Origin of the sequence: Desulfofundulus luciae, assembly GCF_030813795.1 — a bacterium.
Lineage (GTDB): Bacteria > Bacillota > Desulfotomaculia > Desulfotomaculales > Desulfovirgulaceae > Desulfofundulus > Desulfofundulus luciae.
Genome location: NZ_JAUSUX010000002.1, coordinates 179,595 through 201,518, shown reverse-complemented (window position 1 = coordinate 201,518; position 21,924 = coordinate 179,595). Strand labels below are relative to the sequence as shown.

The 21,924-nt window shown below is 54.7% G+C and carries 21 protein-coding genes and 1 pseudogene; 2 read left to right on the top strand and 20 right to left on the bottom strand.

The features are described 5' to 3' along the window. Nucleotides 1-89: 89 nt before the first annotated feature. The 4 genes from J2Z49_RS02415 to J2Z49_RS02400 form a co-directional block, all read right to left on the bottom strand. Nucleotides 90-350 carry a pyridoxamine 5'-phosphate oxidase family protein gene (locus J2Z49_RS02415; RefSeq protein WP_307399518.1) on the bottom strand — a complete coding sequence of 87 codons (261 nt, stop codon included), beginning with the start codon at nt 348-350 and terminating at the stop codon, nt 90-92. An 81-nt stretch (nt 351-431) separates the two neighbouring features. Continuing rightward, nucleotides 432-914 carry a pyridoxamine 5'-phosphate oxidase family protein gene (locus J2Z49_RS02410; RefSeq protein ID WP_307399516.1) on the bottom strand — a complete coding sequence of 161 codons (483 nt, stop codon included), beginning with the start codon at nt 912-914 and terminating at the stop codon, nt 432-434. 260 nt (nt 915-1,174) lie between these two features. Beyond that, nucleotides 1,175-2,023, bottom strand: coding sequence for an ATP-dependent sacrificial sulfur transferase LarE (gene larE / locus J2Z49_RS02405; protein WP_307399515.1), 849 nt, complete (start codon nt 2,021-2,023; stop codon nt 1,175-1,177). Nucleotides 2,024-2,345: 322 nt separating this feature from the next. Continuing rightward, nucleotides 2,346-2,717: a hypothetical protein gene (locus tag J2Z49_RS02400; protein WP_307399513.1), complete on the bottom strand. Its 372-nt coding sequence runs from the start codon at nt 2,715-2,717 to the stop codon at nt 2,346-2,348. Nucleotides 2,718-2,981: 264 nt separating this feature from the next. On the opposite strand from J2Z49_RS02400, the pseudogene J2Z49_RS02395 reads away from it, so the two are divergent. Further along, nucleotides 2,982-3,152: pseudogene (locus J2Z49_RS02395) on the top strand (DUF86 domain-containing protein); the annotation flags it as partial. A 21-nt stretch (nt 3,153-3,173) separates the two neighbouring features. Continuing rightward, nucleotides 3,174-3,623, top strand: a complete 450-nt coding sequence (locus J2Z49_RS02390; protein WP_307399512.1) for a nucleotidyltransferase domain-containing protein — start codon at nt 3,174-3,176, stop codon at nt 3,621-3,623. 172 nt (nt 3,624-3,795) lie between these two features. On the opposite strand, the gene J2Z49_RS02385 is transcribed toward J2Z49_RS02390, so the two are convergent. The 16 genes from J2Z49_RS02385 to tilS all read right to left on the bottom strand — a co-directional run bounded on the left by J2Z49_RS02385 (nt 3,796) and on the right by tilS (nt 21,849). Then, nucleotides 3,796-4,236, bottom strand: a complete 441-nt coding sequence (locus J2Z49_RS02385) for a DMT family transporter (protein ID WP_307399510.1) — start codon at nt 4,234-4,236, stop codon at nt 3,796-3,798. Between the two features lie 95 nt (nt 4,237-4,331). Further along, nucleotides 4,332-5,396, bottom strand: coding sequence for a tartrate dehydrogenase (locus J2Z49_RS02380; RefSeq protein ID WP_307399508.1), 1,065 nt, complete (start codon nt 5,394-5,396; stop codon nt 4,332-4,334). Nucleotides 5,397-5,402: 6 nt separating this feature from the next. Then, a complete protein-coding gene (locus J2Z49_RS02375) occupies nt 5,403-6,284 on the bottom strand; it encodes an isocitrate lyase/PEP mutase family protein (protein WP_307399506.1) in 882 nt (293 codons plus the stop codon). A gap of 30 nt (nt 6,285-6,314) precedes the next feature. Further along, nucleotides 6,315-6,818: a 3-isopropylmalate dehydratase small subunit gene (locus tag J2Z49_RS02370; RefSeq protein WP_307399504.1), complete on the bottom strand. Its 504-nt coding sequence runs from the start codon at nt 6,816-6,818 to the stop codon at nt 6,315-6,317. Between the two features lie 15 nt (nt 6,819-6,833). Continuing rightward, entirely contained in the window at nt 6,834-8,093 is a 1,260-nt protein-coding gene (locus J2Z49_RS02365; protein ID WP_307399501.1) for a 3-isopropylmalate dehydratase large subunit, read from the bottom strand. Nucleotides 8,094-8,311: 218 nt separating this feature from the next. Beyond that, nucleotides 8,312-9,598, bottom strand: coding sequence for an MFS transporter (locus J2Z49_RS02360; protein ID WP_307399499.1), 1,287 nt, complete (start codon nt 9,596-9,598; stop codon nt 8,312-8,314). A 252-nt stretch (nt 9,599-9,850) separates the two neighbouring features. Further along, a complete protein-coding gene (locus tag J2Z49_RS02355; RefSeq protein ID WP_307399497.1) occupies nt 9,851-11,758 on the bottom strand; it encodes a sigma-54-dependent Fis family transcriptional regulator in 1,908 nt (635 codons plus the stop codon). A 266-nt stretch (nt 11,759-12,024) separates the two neighbouring features. Next, nucleotides 12,025-12,909: a 2-amino-4-hydroxy-6-hydroxymethyldihydropteridine diphosphokinase gene (gene folK, locus J2Z49_RS02350; RefSeq protein ID WP_307399495.1), complete on the bottom strand. Its 885-nt coding sequence runs from the start codon at nt 12,907-12,909 to the stop codon at nt 12,025-12,027. Nucleotides 12,910-12,984: 75 nt separating this feature from the next. Next, a complete protein-coding gene (folP, locus tag J2Z49_RS02345; protein WP_307399493.1) occupies nt 12,985-14,199 on the bottom strand; it encodes a dihydropteroate synthase in 1,215 nt (404 codons plus the stop codon). A gap of 37 nt (nt 14,200-14,236) precedes the next feature. Next, the gene (locus tag J2Z49_RS02340) at nt 14,237-14,752 is read right to left on the bottom strand and encodes an HD domain-containing protein (RefSeq protein ID WP_307399491.1); all 516 of its coding nucleotides are present in this window, start codon (nt 14,750-14,752) and stop codon (nt 14,237-14,239) included. A gap of 50 nt (nt 14,753-14,802) precedes the next feature. Further along, nucleotides 14,803-15,288 carry a DUF134 domain-containing protein gene (locus J2Z49_RS02335; protein WP_307399489.1) on the bottom strand — a complete coding sequence of 162 codons (486 nt, stop codon included), beginning with the start codon at nt 15,286-15,288 and terminating at the stop codon, nt 14,803-14,805. Between the two features lie 224 nt (nt 15,289-15,512). After that, nucleotides 15,513-17,273, bottom strand: coding sequence for a formate--tetrahydrofolate ligase (locus tag J2Z49_RS02330; protein WP_307399487.1), 1,761 nt, complete (start codon nt 17,271-17,273; stop codon nt 15,513-15,515). Between the two features lie 160 nt (nt 17,274-17,433). After that, complete coding sequence (locus J2Z49_RS02325) at nt 17,434-17,838, bottom strand: thioesterase family protein (protein ID WP_307399485.1); 405 nt, start codon at nt 17,836-17,838, stop codon at nt 17,434-17,436. A gap of 137 nt (nt 17,839-17,975) precedes the next feature. Beyond that, complete coding sequence (gene ndk, locus J2Z49_RS02320) at nt 17,976-18,425, bottom strand: nucleoside-diphosphate kinase (RefSeq protein WP_121452240.1); 450 nt, start codon at nt 18,423-18,425, stop codon at nt 17,976-17,978. A gap of 100 nt (nt 18,426-18,525) precedes the next feature. Continuing rightward, nucleotides 18,526-20,355: an ATP-dependent zinc metalloprotease FtsH gene (ftsH, locus tag J2Z49_RS02315; RefSeq protein WP_307399482.1), complete on the bottom strand. Its 1,830-nt coding sequence runs from the start codon at nt 20,353-20,355 to the stop codon at nt 18,526-18,528. A 72-nt stretch (nt 20,356-20,427) separates the two neighbouring features. Continuing rightward, complete coding sequence (gene tilS / locus J2Z49_RS02310; RefSeq protein WP_307399480.1) at nt 20,428-21,849, bottom strand: tRNA lysidine(34) synthetase TilS; 1,422 nt, start codon at nt 21,847-21,849, stop codon at nt 20,428-20,430. Nucleotides 21,850-21,924 lie beyond the last annotated feature (75 nt).

The window sequence follows — 21,924 nt, the reverse complement described above, 5'->3', positions numbered from 1 at the left end:
GTTACCGGTTTAAAATGAGAATTTCCTTTGTTCCACCAGCTGGTTGCCCCAATTTAATTTGAAGATTTTTCCCGAATCAATTTGAAAATCTACACCAAGCCCTTAAATTGGTAGGGGGCGCGAACAGCGCCAAGCTGTCCGGGTGCAACGGCTACTTGCGGATTTTCAGCCAGGTTTTTAGAAATTTGCTCAATCTGAAGAGGAGTAAGCGGAACCCGAATGGTACTGCCTTCTACCTGGCATGCATACGCTACCGTAACAGTCGGGAAGCCATCTTTCGTAGCGGTAGCCACGTGAACGCCCATTGCTTCAAGCCAGTTTTTCATTCTTGGAGTCAAATCTATAGCCATCTTCAGAAAACACCTCCCCTAAATCCATCTTCAGAAAACACCTCCCATAAATCCCTCTTCAGAAACCACCTCCCATAAATTTTAAAGGATTTTCTTGCCTGCTTCGTCCGGGTTATAGCTGTAAACTTCCTCTACCTTTAAAGCAATAACCCCTCGCTGGGCCAGTTTTGGAGGAGCTATATCCGGCGGCACTTCACTGGGCGGCTCCTTGGTCGCCCATTCTCCCCACTCGGCCAGAACTTCGCCGGCTTTTATGTCGTACCATTTGTAGTCTGCGAGAGCAGCGTGGCTGATCACCGTGCAGGGTCCCCGGAAAACCCAGGTATGTCCTTTTACCGGATGCGCAATAGAAATGCACCCTACTTCGTTTTCATTTAGATTTACCTTGGTTTTCTGGGCAAACATTTCCGCAATCAAAATATACTCGTCCTTGTAATGAGTGATAAATCTTTCTGCCACAATATTCGGCTTACCATCTTTGCTGCAGGTAGTTAAGTGAACTACTGCCCCGCCTTTTCCGACCACTTTTAACACATCTTTCATTTCCTGGGTTAATTTAGCCATAACAAACCTCCTTCTGACTTGATTTAATTGCTTTTAAATTTATTAATTCTTAATTATTTTACTTGCAGGTGTCTCCTTTGAATTTTTTTAAGATCTTATAGTACAATCTTAAGGAAATAGTGTTCGAGTAAAGCTGTCACTGCATCCGCCCCCTGAAGGAGGCGGATCTAAGGCGGCGGTAATTTATGGCCAAACAAAGAAAACAAAAAAGATTGGCCTGCAAAGCCAATCTATTGCAAGTAGTTGTTAAAGCACTGGTATTACCCATCTATGAGGTATTTTTTCCAAACCTCTTTTGTGACCGGAGGCGCCAGGAGGTCGTTTAAACTGCCGCTGCGAAGGCCCGCCAGGTCCACGCTGACGTAGCGAAACCCAAGGCGTTTTAACTCACGGTTTATTTCTTCCCTCAGCTGGACATCGCTGATCCGGCAGATTTCTTCCGGCAGCAGCTCCAGCCGGGCCACCGGCCCGTGGTGGCGGACGCGCACCGAAGAAAAACCTAGTCCGGAAAGGAATTGCTCGGCGCGGGCGATTTGCTGCAATTTTTCTTCAGTAATTAACTCCCCATAAGGTATCCGGGTAGCCAGGCAGGGCTGGGCGGGCTGGTTCCAGTTGGGCAGCTCCAGTTCCCGGGCCAGGCGGCGAACTTCCTCTTTGGTGAGACCAGCCTCCAGTAAGGGGCTGCGCACGCCCATCTCCCGGGCGGCCCGCAGACCCGGGCGAAAGTCGCCCGTATCGTCCGCGTTAGCCCCGTCTAAAACCACCTCTGCCCCCGTTTCCCGGGCCAGTTCGCCCATGGCGGCATAGACATGGCGCTTGCAGAGATAACAGCGCTCGGGTGGGTTCAGCCGGAATTCGGGATCTTCTAATGCTTTCCCGGTGATTACGACGTGTCGCGCGCCCAAAAGGGCGGCAATTTCTCCTGCCCGCTCCAGCTCGCCGGGCACGGCAAGGGAGGAGTTTACGGTAACGGCCACCGCATGCGCTCCCAGAACGTCCTTGGAGATTTTCAATACCAGCGTGCTGTCTACGCCTCCCGAGAAAGCCACTACCGCACCGTGGAAAGATGAGATTGTTTCGTAAATGCGGGTTAGTTTTGCGTGCATCATCAAACCTACCACCTGTTATAACTGATATCATTATTTTAATTTGTCGTCCACCCAATCGTCAAGAAAACACTATGACTGGAATGATTCAAGAGGTTCCGGGTGTTTTTCCTTCCCAGAGAATTGTACTGCTTCGAACAAAACGATCTACCCTTTACCCTCTGTTCATATTGGATTTGGGCTTACGAGAGAAAACCCCCTGCCTGCTGGCGTTAAATAACGAGCGACGGAATACGGTATTTACGAAAGAGGACGGCAAAATCATCCGTACCCCGGTCCAGCGCCGGGAAATGCCCGCGCTTGATACCGCTCGTTGCTGTCCGCGCTATTCTTTTGACCAACCGTCCGGCCCCCGTCGGGAGCTCCTCTTTTCCGGTGCCACTTCTTTTGGCCACGCCCCGGAGGAAAGCAGTCGCTCCTCTAAAAGGGCCACCAGGCAATGGCCAAGGCCCCAAAGCCCCTCATCCGAAAAGCTTCGCCCACCCAGCCGTCTTTTGGACTTGTCCACGTTGGACTCACCGGCGCCCATCGCCCGCCAGGTGGGTAGCACTTCCTGCCCCATAGCTTGGAGCCGCACCCGGTAATCGATTATGTATGTACCGTCCCTTTGAATGCGGGTATAAAACTTGCCCAGATCAAGGTGGACCACTTTGTCAATTCTGGCGCGAACCTCTTCAACTACCAGGCTTGCCAGCATTTTTTCTCAACTCCTTGGCCTTGTTTGAGCAAAAATAAGAGTTTTGCCGCGTGTCAGAAAAATTATCAGAAAAATTAATTTCTTAGCAATTAGGTTGGATTTCTCTGATTATATCTAGGTTTACAATAGCGCATTGATCCGGAGAGGATTGACTTCCCGGCAGCCGTGAAGGCAATCCCCGGGAGGATATTAGCACCGGCGGCCCGTTGATTTCCCAGGGAAAAGAGGATATACTTTCCATAAGGGTCCGAGGAGCTTTTTTTAAGTCCTCCGCTGGCTGAACGCCTGATCCAGATGGCAAAGTTCCGCAACCTGTTAATCCACCGTTACGGCGACATTGATGATAGCAAGGTCTACCATATCATTTGCAACAACCTGGATGATCTGGAACTATACCTGGCTGAAATTGCAGCCATGGTAAAATGCGATCTGTGACCATCCGAAAGGAATGGTTTTATGCACAGGCGATTTTCCCTGCCGGAAAAGGAACGGCTGTCGATTTACCGGCTGGCCGCCCGCCTGCTGGCTAAAAGAAAAGAAATTATCTTCGCCTACGCCTTTGGTTCTTTTCTGGAAGAAGCTACCTTCCGGGATATTGACATAGGAGTGTATTTGCAAAAGGAAACCATCCCCCGGGAGAAGGCTCTTGAATACGAACTTTCCCTGGGTGCGGAACTGGAGCAGGAAATACATTACCCGGTGGATATAAAGGTGTTAAATTATGCTCCCGTAACCTTGTGCCATTCGGTTACCGGCGGCAAGGTGCTTTTCAGCCACGACGACGAGGTGCTGTATGAATGGGTGGAAAAGACCTGGGATATGTATCTCGACATGCAATATTTTTTACGCAATTCCCTGCGGGATTTGTTGTCACCGGGGCAACCAGCCCGGGTGAGGGAAAACTAAAATAATGGTCAGTTACGTCGATAACAAAGGCACAAAAGCATAAAGTCGGAAAATGGCAGTTTGGGGGTATCGGGTCTATCTCCCAGTTACCCCTCCTGCCTTTGGCGAAGTCAGAAGGGTTTATTTCGTGACCACCTTTCGCACTTTTGGCTGCCGATTTACACGACTTCCATTACGACTTTCCTGTTCCTTTATAGATTAAAAGCAACGAACAAATGAGCAGAATTAAACCGGCTAAGCGGTAGAAGTTCACCGGTATTTGCTCCAAGCCAAACAAACCCAAGCTATCCGCAATCATTCCCATGGCCATTTGTCCGGTAATCAGAGCCAGCAGGGCCATTGCGGCCCCCAACCTGGGAATGGTAAAAAGCATGAGAAAAACGTAACCCGCCCCCAGCAGTCCACCCGTTAACTGCCACCAGGGAGCCTCCCTGACCAGTAAAAGATTGCCTTTTCCCCCCGATATCACAATGACGGCAAGAAGGAAGGTACCCGTAAGAAAATTGAAAAGCGCAGCTTCCAGGGCACCAATTTTGCTCCCCAGGCCGCCGTTAATGGGACCCTGCATGCCGCTGAAAATACCGGCCAGCAGGGCCAGCATAAGAAAGAACATTTTCAAGAATTTTCACACCCCCATTACTAAGATGCCAGTAACTTACCTTTAAAATAAAATTATAAAATTAAAGGGGCAGTTGAAAGCCCCTTTAATTAACTGGCTATAAGAATCTTTTGCCGGATCGCCTCTCCTACCTGGGTGGTAGTGGATTTACCTCCCATGTCGGGCGTGCGCACCTCGCCCCCGGCCAGGACATCTGCAATGGCTTTCATCAGGACACCGGCCGCCTCCACCTCTCCCAGGTGTTCCAGCATCATCTGGGCGCTCCAGATAGCTCCCACAGGGTTGGCAACACCTTTACCGGCAATATCGGGGGCGGAGCCGTGGACGGGTTCAAACATGGACGGGTATTTTCGCTCGGGGTTAAGGTTGGCCGACGGGGCTAAGCCGATGCCCCCCTGGAGAGCTGCCCCCAGGTCGGTGAGAATATCCCCGAAAAGATTGGAAGCCACCACCACGTCAAATCTTTCCGGCCTGGTTACAAAAAGGGCCGCTGCTGCATCTACCAGCAGTTGATCCGCCCGGATATCCGGGTAATCCCGGGATACGGCGGCAAAGACCTCGTCCCAGAACACCATGCTGTAATTGCAAGCATTGGACTTGGTAATGGAAGTTACCTTTTGGCGGCCGTTTTTGCGGGCATAGTCAAAGGCAAAGCGCATCACCCGCTCCATTCCCCGCCTGGTGAAGACCGCCGTCTGCAGGGCCAGTTCCTGGGGCGTGCCGTTAAACATCCGCCCTCCCACCCCTGCGTATTCCCCCTCGGTGTTTTCCCGGACGCAAATCATGTCAATGTTGCCAGATCGCAAGGGTCCGGTCACACCCGGGAATAGCTTGATTGGCCGGAGATTGACATACTGCTCAAACTCCTGGCGAATGGGGAGCAAAAGCCCCCACAGGGATATATGGTCGGGCACTCCCGGAAATCCCACTGCTCCCAGGTATATGGCATCAAAATCCCGCAGGATTTTTAACCCATCTTCGTCCATCATCTTTCCTTTCTCCAGGTAGTAGCGGCACCCCCAGGGAAAGCGGGTAAACTCAAAGGACAAACCGCCGTGGGCCTTGGCCACTGCCTCAAGCGTGGCCAAGCCCTCCTCAATTACTTCAATACCTACTCCATCTCCCGGAATAACGGCTATGTTATATCTAGACATTGTTCCTTACCTTCCCGTGGCGTATTTTCTTTCCAGTTCCCTGATTTCCGGGAGACCAATAAAGGTATTGAACTCCTCAAAGGTAATCATGCGGTCAAGCATACTGCGGGTAGTACCTTCCTCTTTAAGCACCTGCATCAATTCGCTGACTGCTTTGGCTATAACGTAAGTGGAAGAAACGGGGTAAAGGGCTATATGGTAACCCAGCTTTTGCAGTTCCCGGGCGGAAAGCAGGGGAGTGCGTCCTTTTTCCAGCATATTGGCCAGCACGGGAACCCGGAAGCTGGAAGTGATCAGCCTCATTTCTTCAATGGACTCCGGAGACTCTATGAACAGCACATCCGCCCCGGCTTCCTCGTAAGCCTTGCCCCTGGCAATGGCCTCTTCAATGCCGTACCTGGTCCGGGCGTCGGTCCTGGCGATAATCACAAAATCGCTGTCGGTACGGGCATCCACGGCCGCTTTAATTTTACCTACCATTTCCTCCACGGGTATGACGTCCCTGCCCAGCATGTGACCGCACTTCTTGGGCATAACCTGGTCTTCCAACTGGATGGCCGCCGCACCGGCCTTCTCGTATTCCCGTACGGTGCGCATCACGTTAACGGCGTTGCCATAACCGGTATCCCCGTCGGCAATGACCGGGATGTTGACTGCACTGGCCATGTGACCGACCCGCATTACCATTTCGCTCATGGACAGAAGGCCCACGTCGGGTTTGCCCAGCATGCTGGCGGCTGTACCGTAGCCGGTCATATAGACAGCTTCAAACCCGGTTTTTTCAATAATCCTGGCCGTAAGAACGTCGTGGGCACCGGGCAGCAACAGGATGGGACCGCCCACCTGGGACCGTTTTAAAAGTTGACGCAGTTTGGTGGTTTGTTTCATGGCTGATTCTCCTCCCCTGGTTTGTTTTGTTTAGTATTTAGTTTGCATTTTCTGCTCTAAAAGGGGAACCAGGCCGCCGGCCTGAAGCAGTTCAAGGATATGGTCCGGCAGGGCTGTAAACCGGTAGTCTTTATTCCGGGTTAAATTGCGGATGGTTCCTCTTGCCAGATCGATTTCCAGCTCATCACCGTCGTTTATTTCCCCCACCTCCGGCAGCTCAAGTACCGGGAGGCCGATATTCAGGGCGTTGCGATAAAAAATACGGGCAAAAAACTTGGCCACCACCGCCCCCACACCGGCATATTTTAAAGCAATAGGTGCCGTCTCCCGGCTGGAACCGGAGCCGAAATTTTTGCCTGCGACCACGATATCTCCCGGGCGCACCTTCCGGCTGAAGTCGGGATCAATCCCTTCCATAGCGTGGGCGGCCATATCGGCATAGGAAAGTTCCATGTATTGCGCCGGCGAGATGATGTCGGTATTGATGTTGTCGCCGTATTTATGCACGCGTCCACGGATCACATAACCAGTCACCGGAATCAGCCCCCTCTACAAGTAATGGCGCGGGTCGGCGATACGCCCTTCCACGGCAGATGCCGCCACCGTGGCCGGGGAAGCCAGGTAAACCTCAGACTCCTTGCTGCCCATCCGGCCGATAAAGTTGCGGTTGGTGGCGGAAATGCACCGTTCACCGGCGGCCAGGATGCCGGAATGCAACCCCAAACAGGCACCACAACTGGGAGCAAGAATCATAGCCCCCGCTTCCGCCAGGACATCCAGGATCCCGGCTCGAGAAGCTTTAAGCCAGATATCCCGGGAAGCCGGCGAAACCAGCAACCTGGTATGGGGAGCAACCCGGCGATTTTTAAGTATCTGAGCTGCCACGGCCAGGTCATGGAATCGCCCGCCGGTACAGGAACCAAGATAAGCCTGATCGATTTTTATACCGGCTACCTGATCCACACTCCGGATGTTGTCCACTTCGTGGGGACATGCCACCTGGGGATCGAGCCCCCCGGCATTATAACTCAATACCTGGCTATATGCAGCATCCGGATCACTGTATACGGGCTCATAACCGGTGCGACCAATGGTGCTGAGGAAATCAAAAACCTGCTCATCCGGTTCAATCAACCCGGTTTTGGCCCCGGCCTCCACAGCCATGTTGGTCAGGCACATCCGTTCATCCAGGGGCATCTGGCGAATGGCGCTGCCGGCAAACTCCATTACTTTGTAGGTGGCACCGGCATGGCCAATGTCGCCAATGGTCTTTAAAACCACATCCTTGGCCATTACTCCCCGGGCCAGGGTTCCCTCCCAGTTAATTCTGATGGTTTCCGGAACCCGCAGCCAGATCTGGCCGGTAACCATGACTCCCAGCATTTCTGTGGAGCCAATACCGGTTCCGAAACAGCCAAAGGCTCCGGCTGTACAGGTATGGGAGTCGGTACCCACCAGCAGGGTGCCGGGAAGGCTAAAGCCCTTTTCTGCCAGAATCTGGTGACACGGCCCCTGTCCCTCGTAATAATTTTCGATTCCCACCTCCTGCACCCACCGGCGAGTGAAGGCCAGTATTTCTGCTTGCTTAACATTGGCAGCGGGTGCATAATGGTCTGAAATGACCACTACTTTCTGGCGATCCCAGATGGTTGCGCCAAGCCGTTTGAGTTCATCGGCAATCTGCACCCGGGGGCCCAGGATGTCATCCATCATGGCACAGTCCACCCGGGCCATGACTATTTCACCGGGCGACACCCGTGTTTTGCCTGCTTTGCGGGCCAGGATTTTTTCGGCCATGGTCATCCCCATGACTGCCTCATCCTTTCCTAAACCAGTTGGTAAGGTAAAAAACTGAAGATCTCGGGTTAAGCCTGCCCTGGCTCTTAGCGAAGGAGCAAGCGGGCGCGGGATCGACCGCACGGATAAGCACCGGAGGTTGGACACCGAATGGGCCGGGAATCCCGCCCCGCCGGAGTTTGAGCATGAGCACTGGTTTGGCTTGCAGGGCAAACCTGAGTGAGCGGAAGCTAGTTCTCCTTGATCAGAGTACCGGCCAGCAAGGCATCAGCAGGCTGGTCGTTGGATTCTGGAATAGCCGTAAGGTCCCGTCCCTTTGTTTCCTGAAGGATGAAGACCAGGAAAGCAGCCAGGAAGTATCCAACGGCCGCCGTGCTGATGGCCATCGTAAAGCCGACCACCGGAATTAGCTTGGCCACCACCACCGGGCCAATGAAAATGGCCGCCCGCCCTGCGTTAAAAAGGAATCCCGAAGCCGTAGCGCGCAATCTTGTAGGGTAAAGTTCCGAATACCACGCACCGTACCCGCTGAAATACCCGGTAAAGAAGCCCAGGAATAACGATGCCGGAACAAGATAGGTGATCCCGTGGCTGGTCACCGTCCAGGTAAAAATGGGCACCATAGCAGCCATGCCGGCAAAGAAGAGCGAGAAAATGGGACGACGACCATACCTGTCCGATAGGACCCCAAAGAATATATACCCCACTATGGCCCCGAGACCTGTCCAGACCAGAAAACTGGCGGATTTAGCAATGCCAAGCTTCAAGGTCTTGTCCAGATAGGTGGGCAGAAAAGTAAACAAAATCCAGTAGCCGAACATGCCCAGAATGGAAACCAGCAGGCCAATAAGTGTGGTCTTGAGAAATTGGGGTTTGAAGAGCTCAAAGAACTCCACATTGTTCCGTTTCATCGTTTGATGGCGATTCTTTAACCAGATCGGAGATTCCTGAACAGCAAAGAGTACATAAATAAAGGTAATCCAGGCTGGAATAGAAGCCACATAGAACAGGCCGCGCCAGCCGAAAACGGGCAGGAAAAGCATGGCAAACAAAGCCGCCAGCAAGTTCCCTCCGGCCCAACCGGTCTGCATGAAGGCAATGGCCTTGGCCCGGTGCTCAGGAGCCCACAGTTCGGAAATCAACGCTGCCGCCGCAGGCCACAGGCCACCCACGGCAATCCCCACCAGGAAACGGTAGACAGCCATTTGGGTAAGGTTCTGGGCCGTACCGGCCAGCAAAGTGAATAAACCATAGCAAAATACTGAAAACAGAATAGTCTTTTTTCTGCCAATGCGGTCGCACAGATTCCCAAGCAAAACTCCACCAACAGCGGTAGCAATGAGGAAGATTGAAACAACACCTACCACTTCGGGCAAAGTGTTACCAAAGTCCTTGACCAGAAAGGCGATGACAAAGGCATACAGCCCGGCATCCATGGCATCAAAAAGCCAGCTGGCCCAGGAACCGGTAAGGGTAAACCATTGCGACCGGGAAGCGGAACGCCAAAAACCAGACATGTCTTCTCCTCCCTCTAAGGCAATTTTGAAAGTTCTTCCCGGAGCCATCAATTCACTCAGGCCATAACGTTGCCAGATACCCCGGGAATAAATTGTTACGGGGTTGTATTGCGCGCTAATACAAAGCCCCAGAAGAAAAGGCCTTCCCTTCTGAACATTAGAACACTTGCAACAGTCATGCCAGTTCTTAAAAAACGTACAGGGAAAGACCTGCGTTTTCTTTTCAAACATATCGTTTAATGAACTGTTCAATTACTGAACGAGCTTGAGCTTTTTCCATAAGGTGCTCCGGCTAATGCCCAGAGCTTTGGCCAGTGCCGAGCGGTTGTGAGCATACCGGACCAGCATTTTTTGAATTAACTCCCTTTCCATTTCTTCCAGTGGACCAACTTTTACCGTAATCGTTTCCCCACTTTGATCGCCACCTGCCGCCATGGCCGCATCCTCCGGGGGATTTGCCAGGCGATGGGTTTCCGCAATAAACTCATCAAAAATGGCCTCTGCCGGCATTTCATCCACCAGGATGGCGTAGCGGGAAATAAAAGACTTCAGTTCCCGGACATTGCCGGGCCATCGGTAGTGCTGCATTCTCTCCAGAAGAACCGGGTCCAGGGAGTAGCCGGGCCGCTGCTTGTCCAGAAAATGCTGCGCCAGCAGGGGTATATCCTCCCGGCGCTCCCGTAAAGGGGGAATGCGAACCCGTAATATATTCAACCGGAAGTAAAGATCTTCTCTGAACTTCCCCTGGGCCACCAGCGCTGCCAGATCCTCATTGGTGGCCGCGATAATGCGCACATCCACCGGAATCAGCTTGTCAGACCCCAGGCGCATTACTTCCTTTTCCTGGATTACCCGCAGGAGCCTGGCCTGCATGTTCGGAGAAATGCTGCTAATCTCGTCCAAAAAGATGGTGCCGCCGTGGGCCAGTTCAAAGAGGCCGGGCTTACCCCCTTTACGGGCGCCGGTAAAAGCCCCCTCTTCATAACCAAACAGCTCACTCTCCAGCAAACTTTCCGGGAGGGCGGAACAGTTCACCGCCACAAAGGGTCCCTGTTTGCGGGAGCTGACATTGTGGATGGCATGGGCAAACAGCTCTTTGCCCGTACCCGTCTCACCCACCAGTAATACCGTAGATTCATAGGAACCATAATTACGTGCCTGGATTTTCGCTTTGATAATGGCCCGGCTGTTGCCGATGATATCATCAAAAGTATGCTTGGCTACCAGTCCCCTGCTATACAGTGCCTTGCGGATCTTGCGTTCCCAGTTCTGAATTCTGCTGACTTCGTGGAAGGTTGCCACCACTCCCACCAGTTTATTTTTCACGATGATCGGTACGCGGTTGGTGACAATGGTAGCCTTCCCGAGTTCCTGTAACTCGCCTAATTCCGGCTGAAGGCTTTCCTTCACGGCAATTAAACGGGTATTGGGTATCAACTGATCGACCTTTTGCCCGATGGCCTGTGCTGCACTGATACCGGTAATCTTCTCCGCAGCCGGATTGAAGACCTGGATTATACCCTGTTCGTCGGTCACAATAATACCTTCATAAGCAAAATCCAGAATGGCCTGGGTACGCTTGACCCGTTCCGCTTCTTTTTGGCGAACCAGGGCAATTTCCCTGGCTTTTAAGATGGCCTCCCGTACGGTTTCCTTGCTGGTATAAAGAGGGATGGCCACAAGACCCCGCTCCCTGGCCAGGCGCACGGCCACCAGGCTGCCGGCTATAACCTCAAAACCGGCTTTCACCGCCCGTTCGATTTCCCGCTCAACGCCATGGGAATCCTCATAGGAGCAAAATTGACTTACCTCAATACCCAGAATCTCGGCAATTGTATCCAAACCCGGTACCGGATTGTATACCACCAGCGCGGCCCGGCGGCTGTATTTTTTAACCCGGTGTAGAGCCAGCAAAACATCAAAGGTGGTTGCATCACACAAAACCACCGGAACATCTGTATTCCTCCGAATGGCTGCGGCCGTTCCACCTCGGCTAATGATTACATCTACATGCTCCTTCTCCAGTTCCCGGGCAATTTGAATGGACTCTTCCAGGGCGCCCTGCTTGATAATCAATGGCTCGTCAAGTTCTCGCGCCACCTCGGCGGCCAGCGTTCCCAGTTCGCTATATGGTGTAATCAAGGCAATTTTGGGACGCATATTTTTTCACCTTTCTATGTTTTAGACACTTTCTATTTTTAGCATATTTAAAAACTTGCTGCATTTCAACGGAAATAAGCTCCGGGACTTTTTCCGGGACTGTGTAGATCCGGTCGGCACCTTTGGTTCCGGTTCCGAGGAGAAGGGGTAAAGCTCCCTGCGGGATTTATTCTCACCGGGGCAGCTAACCTGGGTGAGGGAATAAACAGCCCGGCTGTTATAGACAAGCCGGGCTATTGTTACGTAAGCAATTGACCCTTATTTTTTTATAATTGTTCCACTAATTGTTCCACCCCCTGCCGGCCAACACCGGCCAGCAGCTCCCTCACCCCGCCCCGGCCCGGGATGACCAGATCGGGCGCCAGGTCGGCCAGGGGCACCAGGACAAAGGCGCGCTCGTGCATGCGCGGGTGGGGAACCACGAGATCGGGTTCATCAATGACCTGCCCGTTATAAAGGAGCAGGTCCAGGTCAATTACCCGGGGGCCCCAGCGCACACCCCGCACCCTTCCCAGGTGGTTCTCCACTTCCAGGCAGGCAGCCAGCAATTCCCGGGGCGAGAGGGTGGTTTTTATTTCCGCCACGGTATTGACAAACCAGTCCTGGTCCGTATAACCCACCGGGTCGGTGCGGTAAAAGGGAGCTACCCGCAGGAGGGTAATCCCCGGGATCTCTTGCAGCATTTCCAGGGCGGCCCGCAGGTATCCCTTTTTGTCCCCCATGTTGGATCCCAGGCCGATATAGGCCGTTGAAGGGTGGCGGGCGGACCCGCCCGGGGTTCCGTCATGCACGGCGTCCTTCCTGCGCCGGATCTCCACGCCCATGTATTCGAAATGGCCGGGCACCGGGGCGCCGGGTTTCTTTACCCGGACCAGCACCTCGTTTACCGGAAAATGTTCCAGGATGGCACCGGCCACCTTTTCCGCCACCGCCTCGATCAAACGGCAAGGAGCCCCCGTAACCACTTCCTCCACCAGCCGGAAAACCCGGGCATAGTTCACCGTCTGTTCCGGATCGTCGGCCCTGCCGGCGGGGGCCAGGTCCAGGGATAGCTCCACATCCACATAAAAGCGCTGGCCCAGGTATTGTTCCTGGGGTAAAACTCCGTGATAGCCGTAAAACTCCATACCCTTTAAAATCAACCGGTCCACTGGCTTTCACCCCAAACCCGTATAATCCAAACTTTAAGAAGAATTAAAGGCGGCAATCACTAGCAGCCGCCAGTCTTACCCTTCCCCACAGGCACAGCGCACGGGCTTTCGCCGCACCATGGCGTCGGTCATGCGGGCCACCCGCACCATTTCCTTTACATCGTGCACCCGGACGATGTCCACCCCGGCGGCAATGCCAACGGCCACCGTAGCCGCCGTACCCTCCACCCGTTGATCCACGGGCAGATCCAAAGTCTTGCCGATCATCGACTTCCGGGATGTCCCCAGCAGCACCGGCAACCCCAGGCAATCCAGCTCCGAAAGCCGGCTCATGACCTCCAGGTTTTGCTCCACGGTTTTGCCAAAACCAATCCCCGGGTCGATAATGATTTTGTCCCGGCAAATGCCCGCCTCCAGGGCCAGGGCGATGCTTTCCCGGAAGAAGCGGATCATATCCCCCATCAGATCCTCGTACTCCGTGCCCCTCTGGTTATGCATGAGGATCACAGGGGCATCGTAGCGGGCCACCACCGCTGCCATTTCAGGATCGGCCCGCAGGGCCCACTGGTCGTTGATGATGTGGGCGCCAATTTCCAGGGCCTCCCGGGCCACCGCGGCCTTGGTGGTATCAACGGATATGGGCACCGGGATCTCCTGCACCAGCTTTTCCAGAACCGGGATTACCCGGCGCATTTCTTCATCCACCGTTACCGGCGTGTACCCTGGCCGGGTGGATTCCCCGCCCAGATCGATAATATCAGCCCCGTCCTCCACCAGCCGGTGGGCATGCTCCACCGCCCGCGATGGATCGCTGAACCTGCCGCCGTCGGAAAAGGAATCGGGGGTTACGTTAAGAATGCCCATGACCAGGGTCCTTTCCCCCAGCACCAGTTCCTTTCCCCGGCAGTTCAACCTTCTGGCGGGCCGTCCCTCCAGGTGCTGCAGGACACGGCGGATCTCCTCCGCCAGGGCGGGCAAGCCGAAGGGCTGCATCTTGAGCTTGGCCAGCAGGGCGTCAAACTGCTTCAAGGTGCCCATGAGCAGCACATCGGTTTTATCCACCGCATGTTCGACTACCCCCCGGGCCACGGCCGCCTCCCCACCTTTAGCCAGCATTTCCTGCTTGAGAATATTGGCCTGGACGGGGGTAAGGCCGCTGATTTTTAAAACCCGGTGGACCGCCTTGGGGGCCATTAACCGGCAGCCGGCCTGGTCCGCCCCTACGGCAGCTATTTCCTCCAGGGCCTGGGCCCGGTTTTTTATTTCGATATTTCGTACCTGTACGGGCAAAATAAATCACTCCCGGGCATCTCTTATATACTTTCAATCAATAAACCAGCGTCTCCCGCAGGGTGTCCATACTATCAGCCTTGTAGCATTCATTACGGGCGGCACAAAGAGCACAGGGGCGAGCCAGGTCATCGGCCCGGCACAAGAGGCGCCCCAGCAACCCTCCCCGGGGTTCTCCCCGGCGGTGGGCGGCAATAGCCCGGGTAATTACCTCAATTTCGTGGGGCAGAAATCCTGCCCGCTCCAGCACCGGCCGGGCCAGGCGGGCCCCCGCAAGGGCATGGTCTTCCCCGGTGTTATACTGCTGCCAGCGGGCGATGTCGTGCAACAAGCCGGCAGCATAAACTACCTCTTTGGCCGCCTGGTGGTTATCCAGACGATTTTGGCAAATAAATTCAGAAAGCAGGTTGCCTTCCACTATTAAAATATAGCTTATCCGGGCCACATCCAGCATATGCTGAAAATCGTGGCGACAAAAAGGCCTGTCCACTTCCCGGGCCGCGTTCTGCTCAAGGCAGTACCGGTAAAAACTATCCCCAATAATTCGCCCCACCCGCTGCACCGCACCCACCCCGCCTAATTACAAGGAAAACAAAAGAAAAGCTATCCTTTTTCAGTCAACCTGGCCTGATTGCTGCACTTTTCCCAGCGCTGGCAGCGGAAGGGCCTGCCGTCCTGGTCGATACGGTAAAAATCGGTGCTTCCACAATTGGGGCAAACCATTTCCGACCCCCGGGGGCCCTGACCGCAGGGTAACTCCCACTCGTGGCCGCAATTTTCGCAGTGAAAACGGCGCATTACCAGCTGGAAGTTGCCGCCCTCCACCCGGATGGCCTTGCCGTTGACCAACGCCTCGGCCACCTTGGCCCGGGCGGCGCTTAAAATGCGGTGATAGGTGGGACGGGAAACCCCCATCCTCTCGGCGCAGGCCTCCTGCTCCAAACCCAGCAGGTCCTTTAAGCGTATGGCTTCCAGTTCCTCAACCGTCAGGCCTACCTCCTCCAGGTCCCGCAGGGGCACCCCCGCCGGTTTGAAGAAGGTAAGCCGGGGCAAAAACTCCACCCGTCGACACTTTGGCGGTCTGGACATTGAGTCAACACTCCCAACTTAAACTACATTTTTGATTCCTTACTCCGATCCTGCCAGGCACCATTGCCTGATAAGGTAGTTTACCATGTGATATGATATCATTATAATGGTAGCCTGAACGAATGTCAATTTAATAACCAGATAGTTCGCAGTTCCCGGCTTCATTATGAACAATAATAAATGCACCCCGGGTTTCCCGGGGTGCATTTGTAACTCTTCTTCTTTTAGAAGAGGCCGATGACCTTTCCGGTATTTACATCCACGTCTATTCTCCGGAAAGCGGGGTCGGAACTGGTTCCGGGCATCAGGCTGATGGTGCCGGTCATCGGGCAGAGGAACTTGGCACCGGCAAAGATTAAGACGTCACGCACCGGCAAAACCCAACCCTTGGGTACGCCTTTGAGATTTGGATCGTGGCTCAAGCTCAAGTGCGTCTTCACCATCATGGTGGCAAAGTCGCGATATGCGGGGTTTTCTTCGATCGCCTTAGCTTTGGCTTCCGCTTCCGGAGTCCAGACTACACCGTCGGCCCCGTAAACTTCCCTGGCGATAACTTCGACCCGCTGCCGCAGCGGCATTTCCAGCGGGTAGAGGAACTTGAAGTCCACCGGGTCATTGCAGGCATCGATGACGGCATCGGCCAGTTCCAGCGCACCTTCGCCGCCCTTGAGCCAGTGCTCGGACACCGCGCAGCGGGCGCCGGCCTGCTCCACCAGACGGCGTACCAGCTTGATTTCCTCGGGTGTGTCGGTGTAGAAGGAGTTGATGCAGACCACCGGGTTGATGCCGGCCTTCTTGACAATGCCGATGTGATGCACCAGGTTCTCGATGCCTTTCTCCAGCAACGGCAGGTTTTCCCTGGTGTACTCTTCGGGGATCGGCCGGCCCGGCACGACCTTCGGCCCGCCGCCATGCATCTTCAGAGCGCGAATGGTTGCCACTATTACAGAAACGTTGGGCACCAGACCGCTCATGCGGCACTTGACGTTCCAGAATTTCTCGAAACCGATGTCGGCGGCAAAACCGCTCTCGGTAACGTGGTAGTCAAACATCTTCAGCCCGATCCGGTCGGCGATAATCGACGACTGGCCAATGGCGATGTTGGCAAACGGACCGGCATGGACTAACACCGGCTGGTACTCCACAGTCGAGATCAGGGTGGGGTTGATGGTGTTGCGCATGAAGGCGGTCATGGCACCGGCCACTTCCAGGTCACTGGTGGTAACCGGGTTACCCTTCATATCGTAGGCCACGATGATCTTGCCTATGCGTTCGCGTAGATCTTTTAGATCGTTCGCCACCGCCAGGATGGCCATAAGCTCGGAGCTGACGGCAATCTGGAACTTGGACTGCATCATGTAGCCGTCCATCCGGCCGCCGATGCCGATGATGATGTTGCGCAGCGCCTGGGCACAGAAGTCGATCGTCCAGCCCATTTCCACCCGGGTGGGGTCGATATTCAGGCGGCGCAGGTTCCTCTTAGCCAGCTCGGCATCATCGTAGTTCCGCTCGTGTTGCATGCGGGCGGTAAGGGCTACCATCGCCAGGTTGTGGGCATTCATGATGTCGTTGAGGTCGCCCGTCAGACCCAGGGAGAACTCGGTCATGGGAATGGCCAGAGCGTTGCCGCCGCCGGCCGCCGTACCTTTAATGTTAAAAGTAGGACCGCCCGACGGCTGACGGATGGCACAGCCCACATTCTTGCCCCGCTTACCCAGACCTTCGACCAGGCCGATCGTGGTGGTTGTCTTACCCTCTCCCAGGGGGGTGGGAGTAATGGCTGTAACATTGATATATTTGCCGTTCGGCCTGTCCTTAAGGCGCTCGATGATCTTCATGAAATCGAGCTTGCAGATCCTGCCGTAGGGAATGACCTCATCCTTCTCCAGGCCCAGCCTTGCCCGCCACTCATCGGGAGTGGGCATATTCTTTTCCGCTTCCTCAGCAATTTGCCAGTCCGCCATCTTGGTGGCATCGTAAGGCATTAATTTGTCCTCCCCTTTCTTCCTAAAAATCTTAAATTTAATCTCTTTATCTACTGGTCACAGCCGTGGCTAATAAATCCTTCCCTTTCCCCCCTTGCTTATGGAATGACTTTATTAATTTACGGTATCCCGGCCAGGTGCCGGAATGCCCATCCTCCAGTTAAGGGGTGGTTTTAAGCTTTGCGGCCGTCCGGGAAAGAAAACGCTCCTGGTTTACAATAAAGCGCTCATGGGTACCGCGGCCGATCAACTCCTGTTCGTCGTGGGCTTCCACCCGGAACACCAGTCGTTTGCCGTCAATTTCCACCAGTTCCGAACGGGCCACAACCTCCATGCCGATGGGCGTGGCGGCCAGGTGCTCCACATCCACCCGGATGCCCACGGTAATCTGTCCGGGCTCCAGAAGGGGGTCCACGGACGACAGTGCCGCATTCTCCATGAGGCCAATCATTGCGGGGGTGGCAAAAACCTTTGCCCCGCCGCTGCCGTAAGCCAGGGCGGTATTCTCCTCCGTCACCCGGGTAACAGCTTTACCGCGCAAACCTATCTTTAGTTCTCCAGCCATCTCCTTTCACCCCTGTTTATTAGTTTTTTTATGTTCGTCACTTTATCAGAGAATTCCTGCTTAAAAAAATTTTTTTATATGTACACAAAAAATTCTGCCGCACCCAGAAGAAAAGGAGTGGTCCCTGCCGCCACTCCCTATTCATAAATCCAGCGGTCCACATCCCGCTGGTAGTCCACCAGTTCTTCCGGGGAAAAGAAAAGGTTGATTTCCCGCCCGGCACTGGCCGGGGAATCGGAGCCGTGGACCACATTGCGGCCAATGTCCATGCCGTAAGTGGCCCGGATCGTCCCGGGAGCCGCCTTCAAGGGATTGGTAGCCCCCATCATTTCCCGTACGGTAGAAACCGCATCCTTCCCTTCCAGCACCATGGCCACCACCGGCCCTGAGGTAATGTAATCGACCAGGGGGCCAAAAAAGGGTTTGTCCTTATGCTCCCCGTAATGTTTTTCCGCCAGATCCCGCGGGATGCGCATCATTTTCAGGCCGACAATCTTTAGCCCTTTCTTCTCAAAACAGGCAATAATATTCCCTACCAGGTTCCGCTGTACACCATCGGGTTTAATCATCACAAAGGTCCGTTCCATAAGACAACTCCTCCTGTATGTAATTACCCAGCACTCAACACCCATCGCAACACCCAGCTTCTAAGGTATTAACTTAACCTGGGTGTTGAGTGCTGGGTGCTTAATTCCTGGCGCTGTGCTCCTCTTCCCCGGCCTGTTTCATCAGGGCGGCAAATTCCTCCGCCTCCAGGGTTTCTTTCTCAAAGAGGGTTTTGGCCACCAGGTGCAGCGTGTCCATGTGCTTTTCCAAAAGCTCTTTGGCCCGGTTGTAACAGCTTTCAATCATGCGCCGGACTTCCTTGTCGATGGCCGCGGCCACTTCCTCGCCGTAGTTCCGGTCCCGGGCCAGGTCCCGCCCTAAAAATACCGTTTCCTGTTTACGCCCCAGGGTCATGGGACCAAGCTCCTCACTCATGCCGTACTCCATAACCATGCGCCGGACAATTTCGGTAGCCCGCTCCAGGTCGTTCTGGGCACCGGTGCTTATTTCTTTCAACACCAGGGCCTCCGCCACCCGGCCGGCCAGCAGCATGGTCACCTGGTCCAAGAGCATGGAGCGGGTCATATAGTAACGGTCTTCCTTGGGCAAGAGCAGGGTGTACCCCCCGGCCCTGCCCCGGGGAATGATGGAAACCTTGTGGACGGGATCCGTATTGGGCAGGAGGTATCCCACCACCGCGTGGCCGGCTTCATGATAGGACACCAGCTTCTTTTCCTGTTCACTGATGACCTTGGATTTTTTCTCCGGACCGGCAATCACCCGTTCAATGGAATCCTCCAGTTCCTGCATGGTAATCTGGTTTTTATTGTTGCGGGCAGCCAAAAGGGCGGCCTCGTTCACCAGGTTGGCCAGGTCGGCCCCGGTAAAACCGGGGGTGCGCCGGGCCAGCACATCCAGGTCCACGTCCGGGGCCAGGGGTTTCCCCCGCACGTGCACCTTGAGAATCTCCTTGCGCCCCGCCACGTCGGGAATGTCTACCACAATCTGCCGGTCAAAGCGGCCCGGCCTTAACAGGGCGGGGTCCAGGATGTCCGGCCGGTTGGTGGCGGCAATGATGATGATCCCTTCGTTGGGACTGAAACCGTCCATTTCCACCAGGAGCTGGTTCAGGGTCTGTTCCCGCTCGTCATGGCCGCCGCCCAGGCCCGCACCCCGCTGCCGGCCCACGGCATCAATTTCGTCTATGAAAACAATGCAGGGGGCGTTTTTCTTGGCCTGGTCAAAAAGGTCCCGCACCCGGGAAGCACCGACACCCACAAACATCTCCACAAAATCCGAACCGCTGATGCTGAAAAAGGGTACACCGGCTTCCCCGGCCACGGCCCTGGCCAGAAGGGTCTTGCCCGTCCCGGGCGGCCCGTAGAGGAGCACCCCTTTGGGAATGCGGGCCCCCAGCTCGGCAAACTTCTTGGGGTTTTTCAGGAACTCCACAATCTCCTGCAGCTCTTCCTTGACCTCATCGGCACCCGCTACATCTGCAAAGGTTACCCGTTTTTTATCGTCGGTATGCAGGCGGGCCCTGCTTTTGCCGAAGGACATTACCCGGTTGCCCCCGCCCTGGGTCTGCTGCATCATGAAGAAGAAGAGCAACACGAAAATTAAAATGGGCAAAAGGCTCGTCAGGATGTTGGCCCACCAGCCCGGTGAGGGGGGCTCTTGAATTTTTACCTCAACCCCTTTTTCCAACAAAAAAGCAGCTATCTGAGCATCATTTTTTAACCCCGTAACCTGAAACTTAATACCGTTTTTCGTTGTTCCGGTGATCAGGTTTGTATGTTCCCGGGACTGAATGGTCACTTCCTGAACCTGGCCCTGATTTACTGCCTGGTAAAACCTGTTGTAAGTCCAGTCTTCCATCCCGGTAGCAGGTGGCTGAGTATATTTAATCAGCATTATAATAACGAGCACGATCAGAAGGTATATGCTCAAATTTTTCAGGACCTTGCTCAACAAAGCCACTCCTCTCGACAAAGCCACTCAATTCACCCATAAGGTTTATTATAACATATTTACGGTCCTGCCTCAACAATTTAATGCGCCCTGCACCTCTCCCTCCAGGATTTGCAAATAAAGACATGTTTTTGTTTCGGGGGTAACTTTCCATGGCTCGCCGGGACGCACTCCCCCCACCCAGATAATTTCGTCCCCGGCCACAACCAGGGGCAGGTAATCCCGCTCTTCCCGGGGAACCTCCTGCTCAATGAGAAACTTTTTTAATTTCATGCCGGCGGCCATGCCCAGGGGGTGAAACCGGTCCCCATCCCGGCGCCGGCGGACGGCCAGCGGCCCGGATATGGCATCATAATCGAGAAGGGCCTCGCGGGCAGAAAGGGCCCGGGGATCAGGGGCTTCGCTAATGGAAATGAGCCGGGCCTGGATAGAAGAATTAATCTCCGGGATATAGGTTATGCCCGGCACCACCAGGGGATAACAGTAATAGGGCACACCAGGACCATCATCCCCCATCCACAGGCGTAAAACCAGACCCTGGCGGGACGCCCGCACCCCCCGGGGAAGCTCCACCACCTTGCCCCCGGCAGGGTTATGCAAAAGGGCCAGCAGGGACTCCACCTGAAGATAGGATAAATCTCCTTCAGTGCCGGTGAGGTGACGCCAGGCCCGGCGCAAAACACGGCGCACCAGGGCCAGGGGTGAAGATAACATCTCGGGAACAGTAAAAAGCAGGGAGTGCTCCTTTTGAGTTTTTAATGCCCGCCCGTAAAGGAGGGCGGCCTGTTCTTCCAGGTAATCGTTTTCTTCCCGGCAAATGTGCCCCAGGTGAACAAGGGCATCAACCAGCCGGGGGTTATACTCGGCCTCCAGACGGGGAATTAATTCCAGGCGAATGCGGTTGCGGGTGTAAATGGTCTTTTTGTTGGAAGCATCCTCCCGCACGGGCAGGGAGTGCTCCCGGCAATAACGCTCGATCTCGCACCGGCGGACGTCCAGCAGGGGGCGAATATACTTGCCGCGGACGGGGGGAATGCCCTTTAAACCGGCCGGTCCCGTGCCGCGCAGGAAATTGAAGATAATGGTTTCCGCCTGATCGTCGGCGTGATGCCCCAGGGCCACCCGGGAGGCGCCAATGCGCCGGGCCACTTCTTCGAAAAAGCGGTAACGCACCCGGCGGGCCGCATCCTGGGCCGAAAGGCCGGTGCGTTCCCGGTAAGCGGGCACGTCAAATTCCTCCACATGCACCGGCAGTCCCAGGCCCTTCGCCAGTTCTTCCACCAGGCGGGCGTCGGCCCGGGCTTCTTCGCCGCGAAACATGTGGTTTAAATGGGCCACGGCCAGGGAAATGTGTAGCTCCCCTTTCATGCGCCAGAGCAAATGTAAAAGGGCGACCGAATCGGGGCCGCCGGATACCCCGACCAGCACCTTATCCCCGGGGGAGATCATGCGGAATTTATCGATGAACAAGCGCACATCCTGTTCTAAAGCCATCCCCGGCACTCCCGAATACGCATCCGAAATACTACAATTCCACAAATAATATTTTTTTCCTTCCCGGTGGCAGAA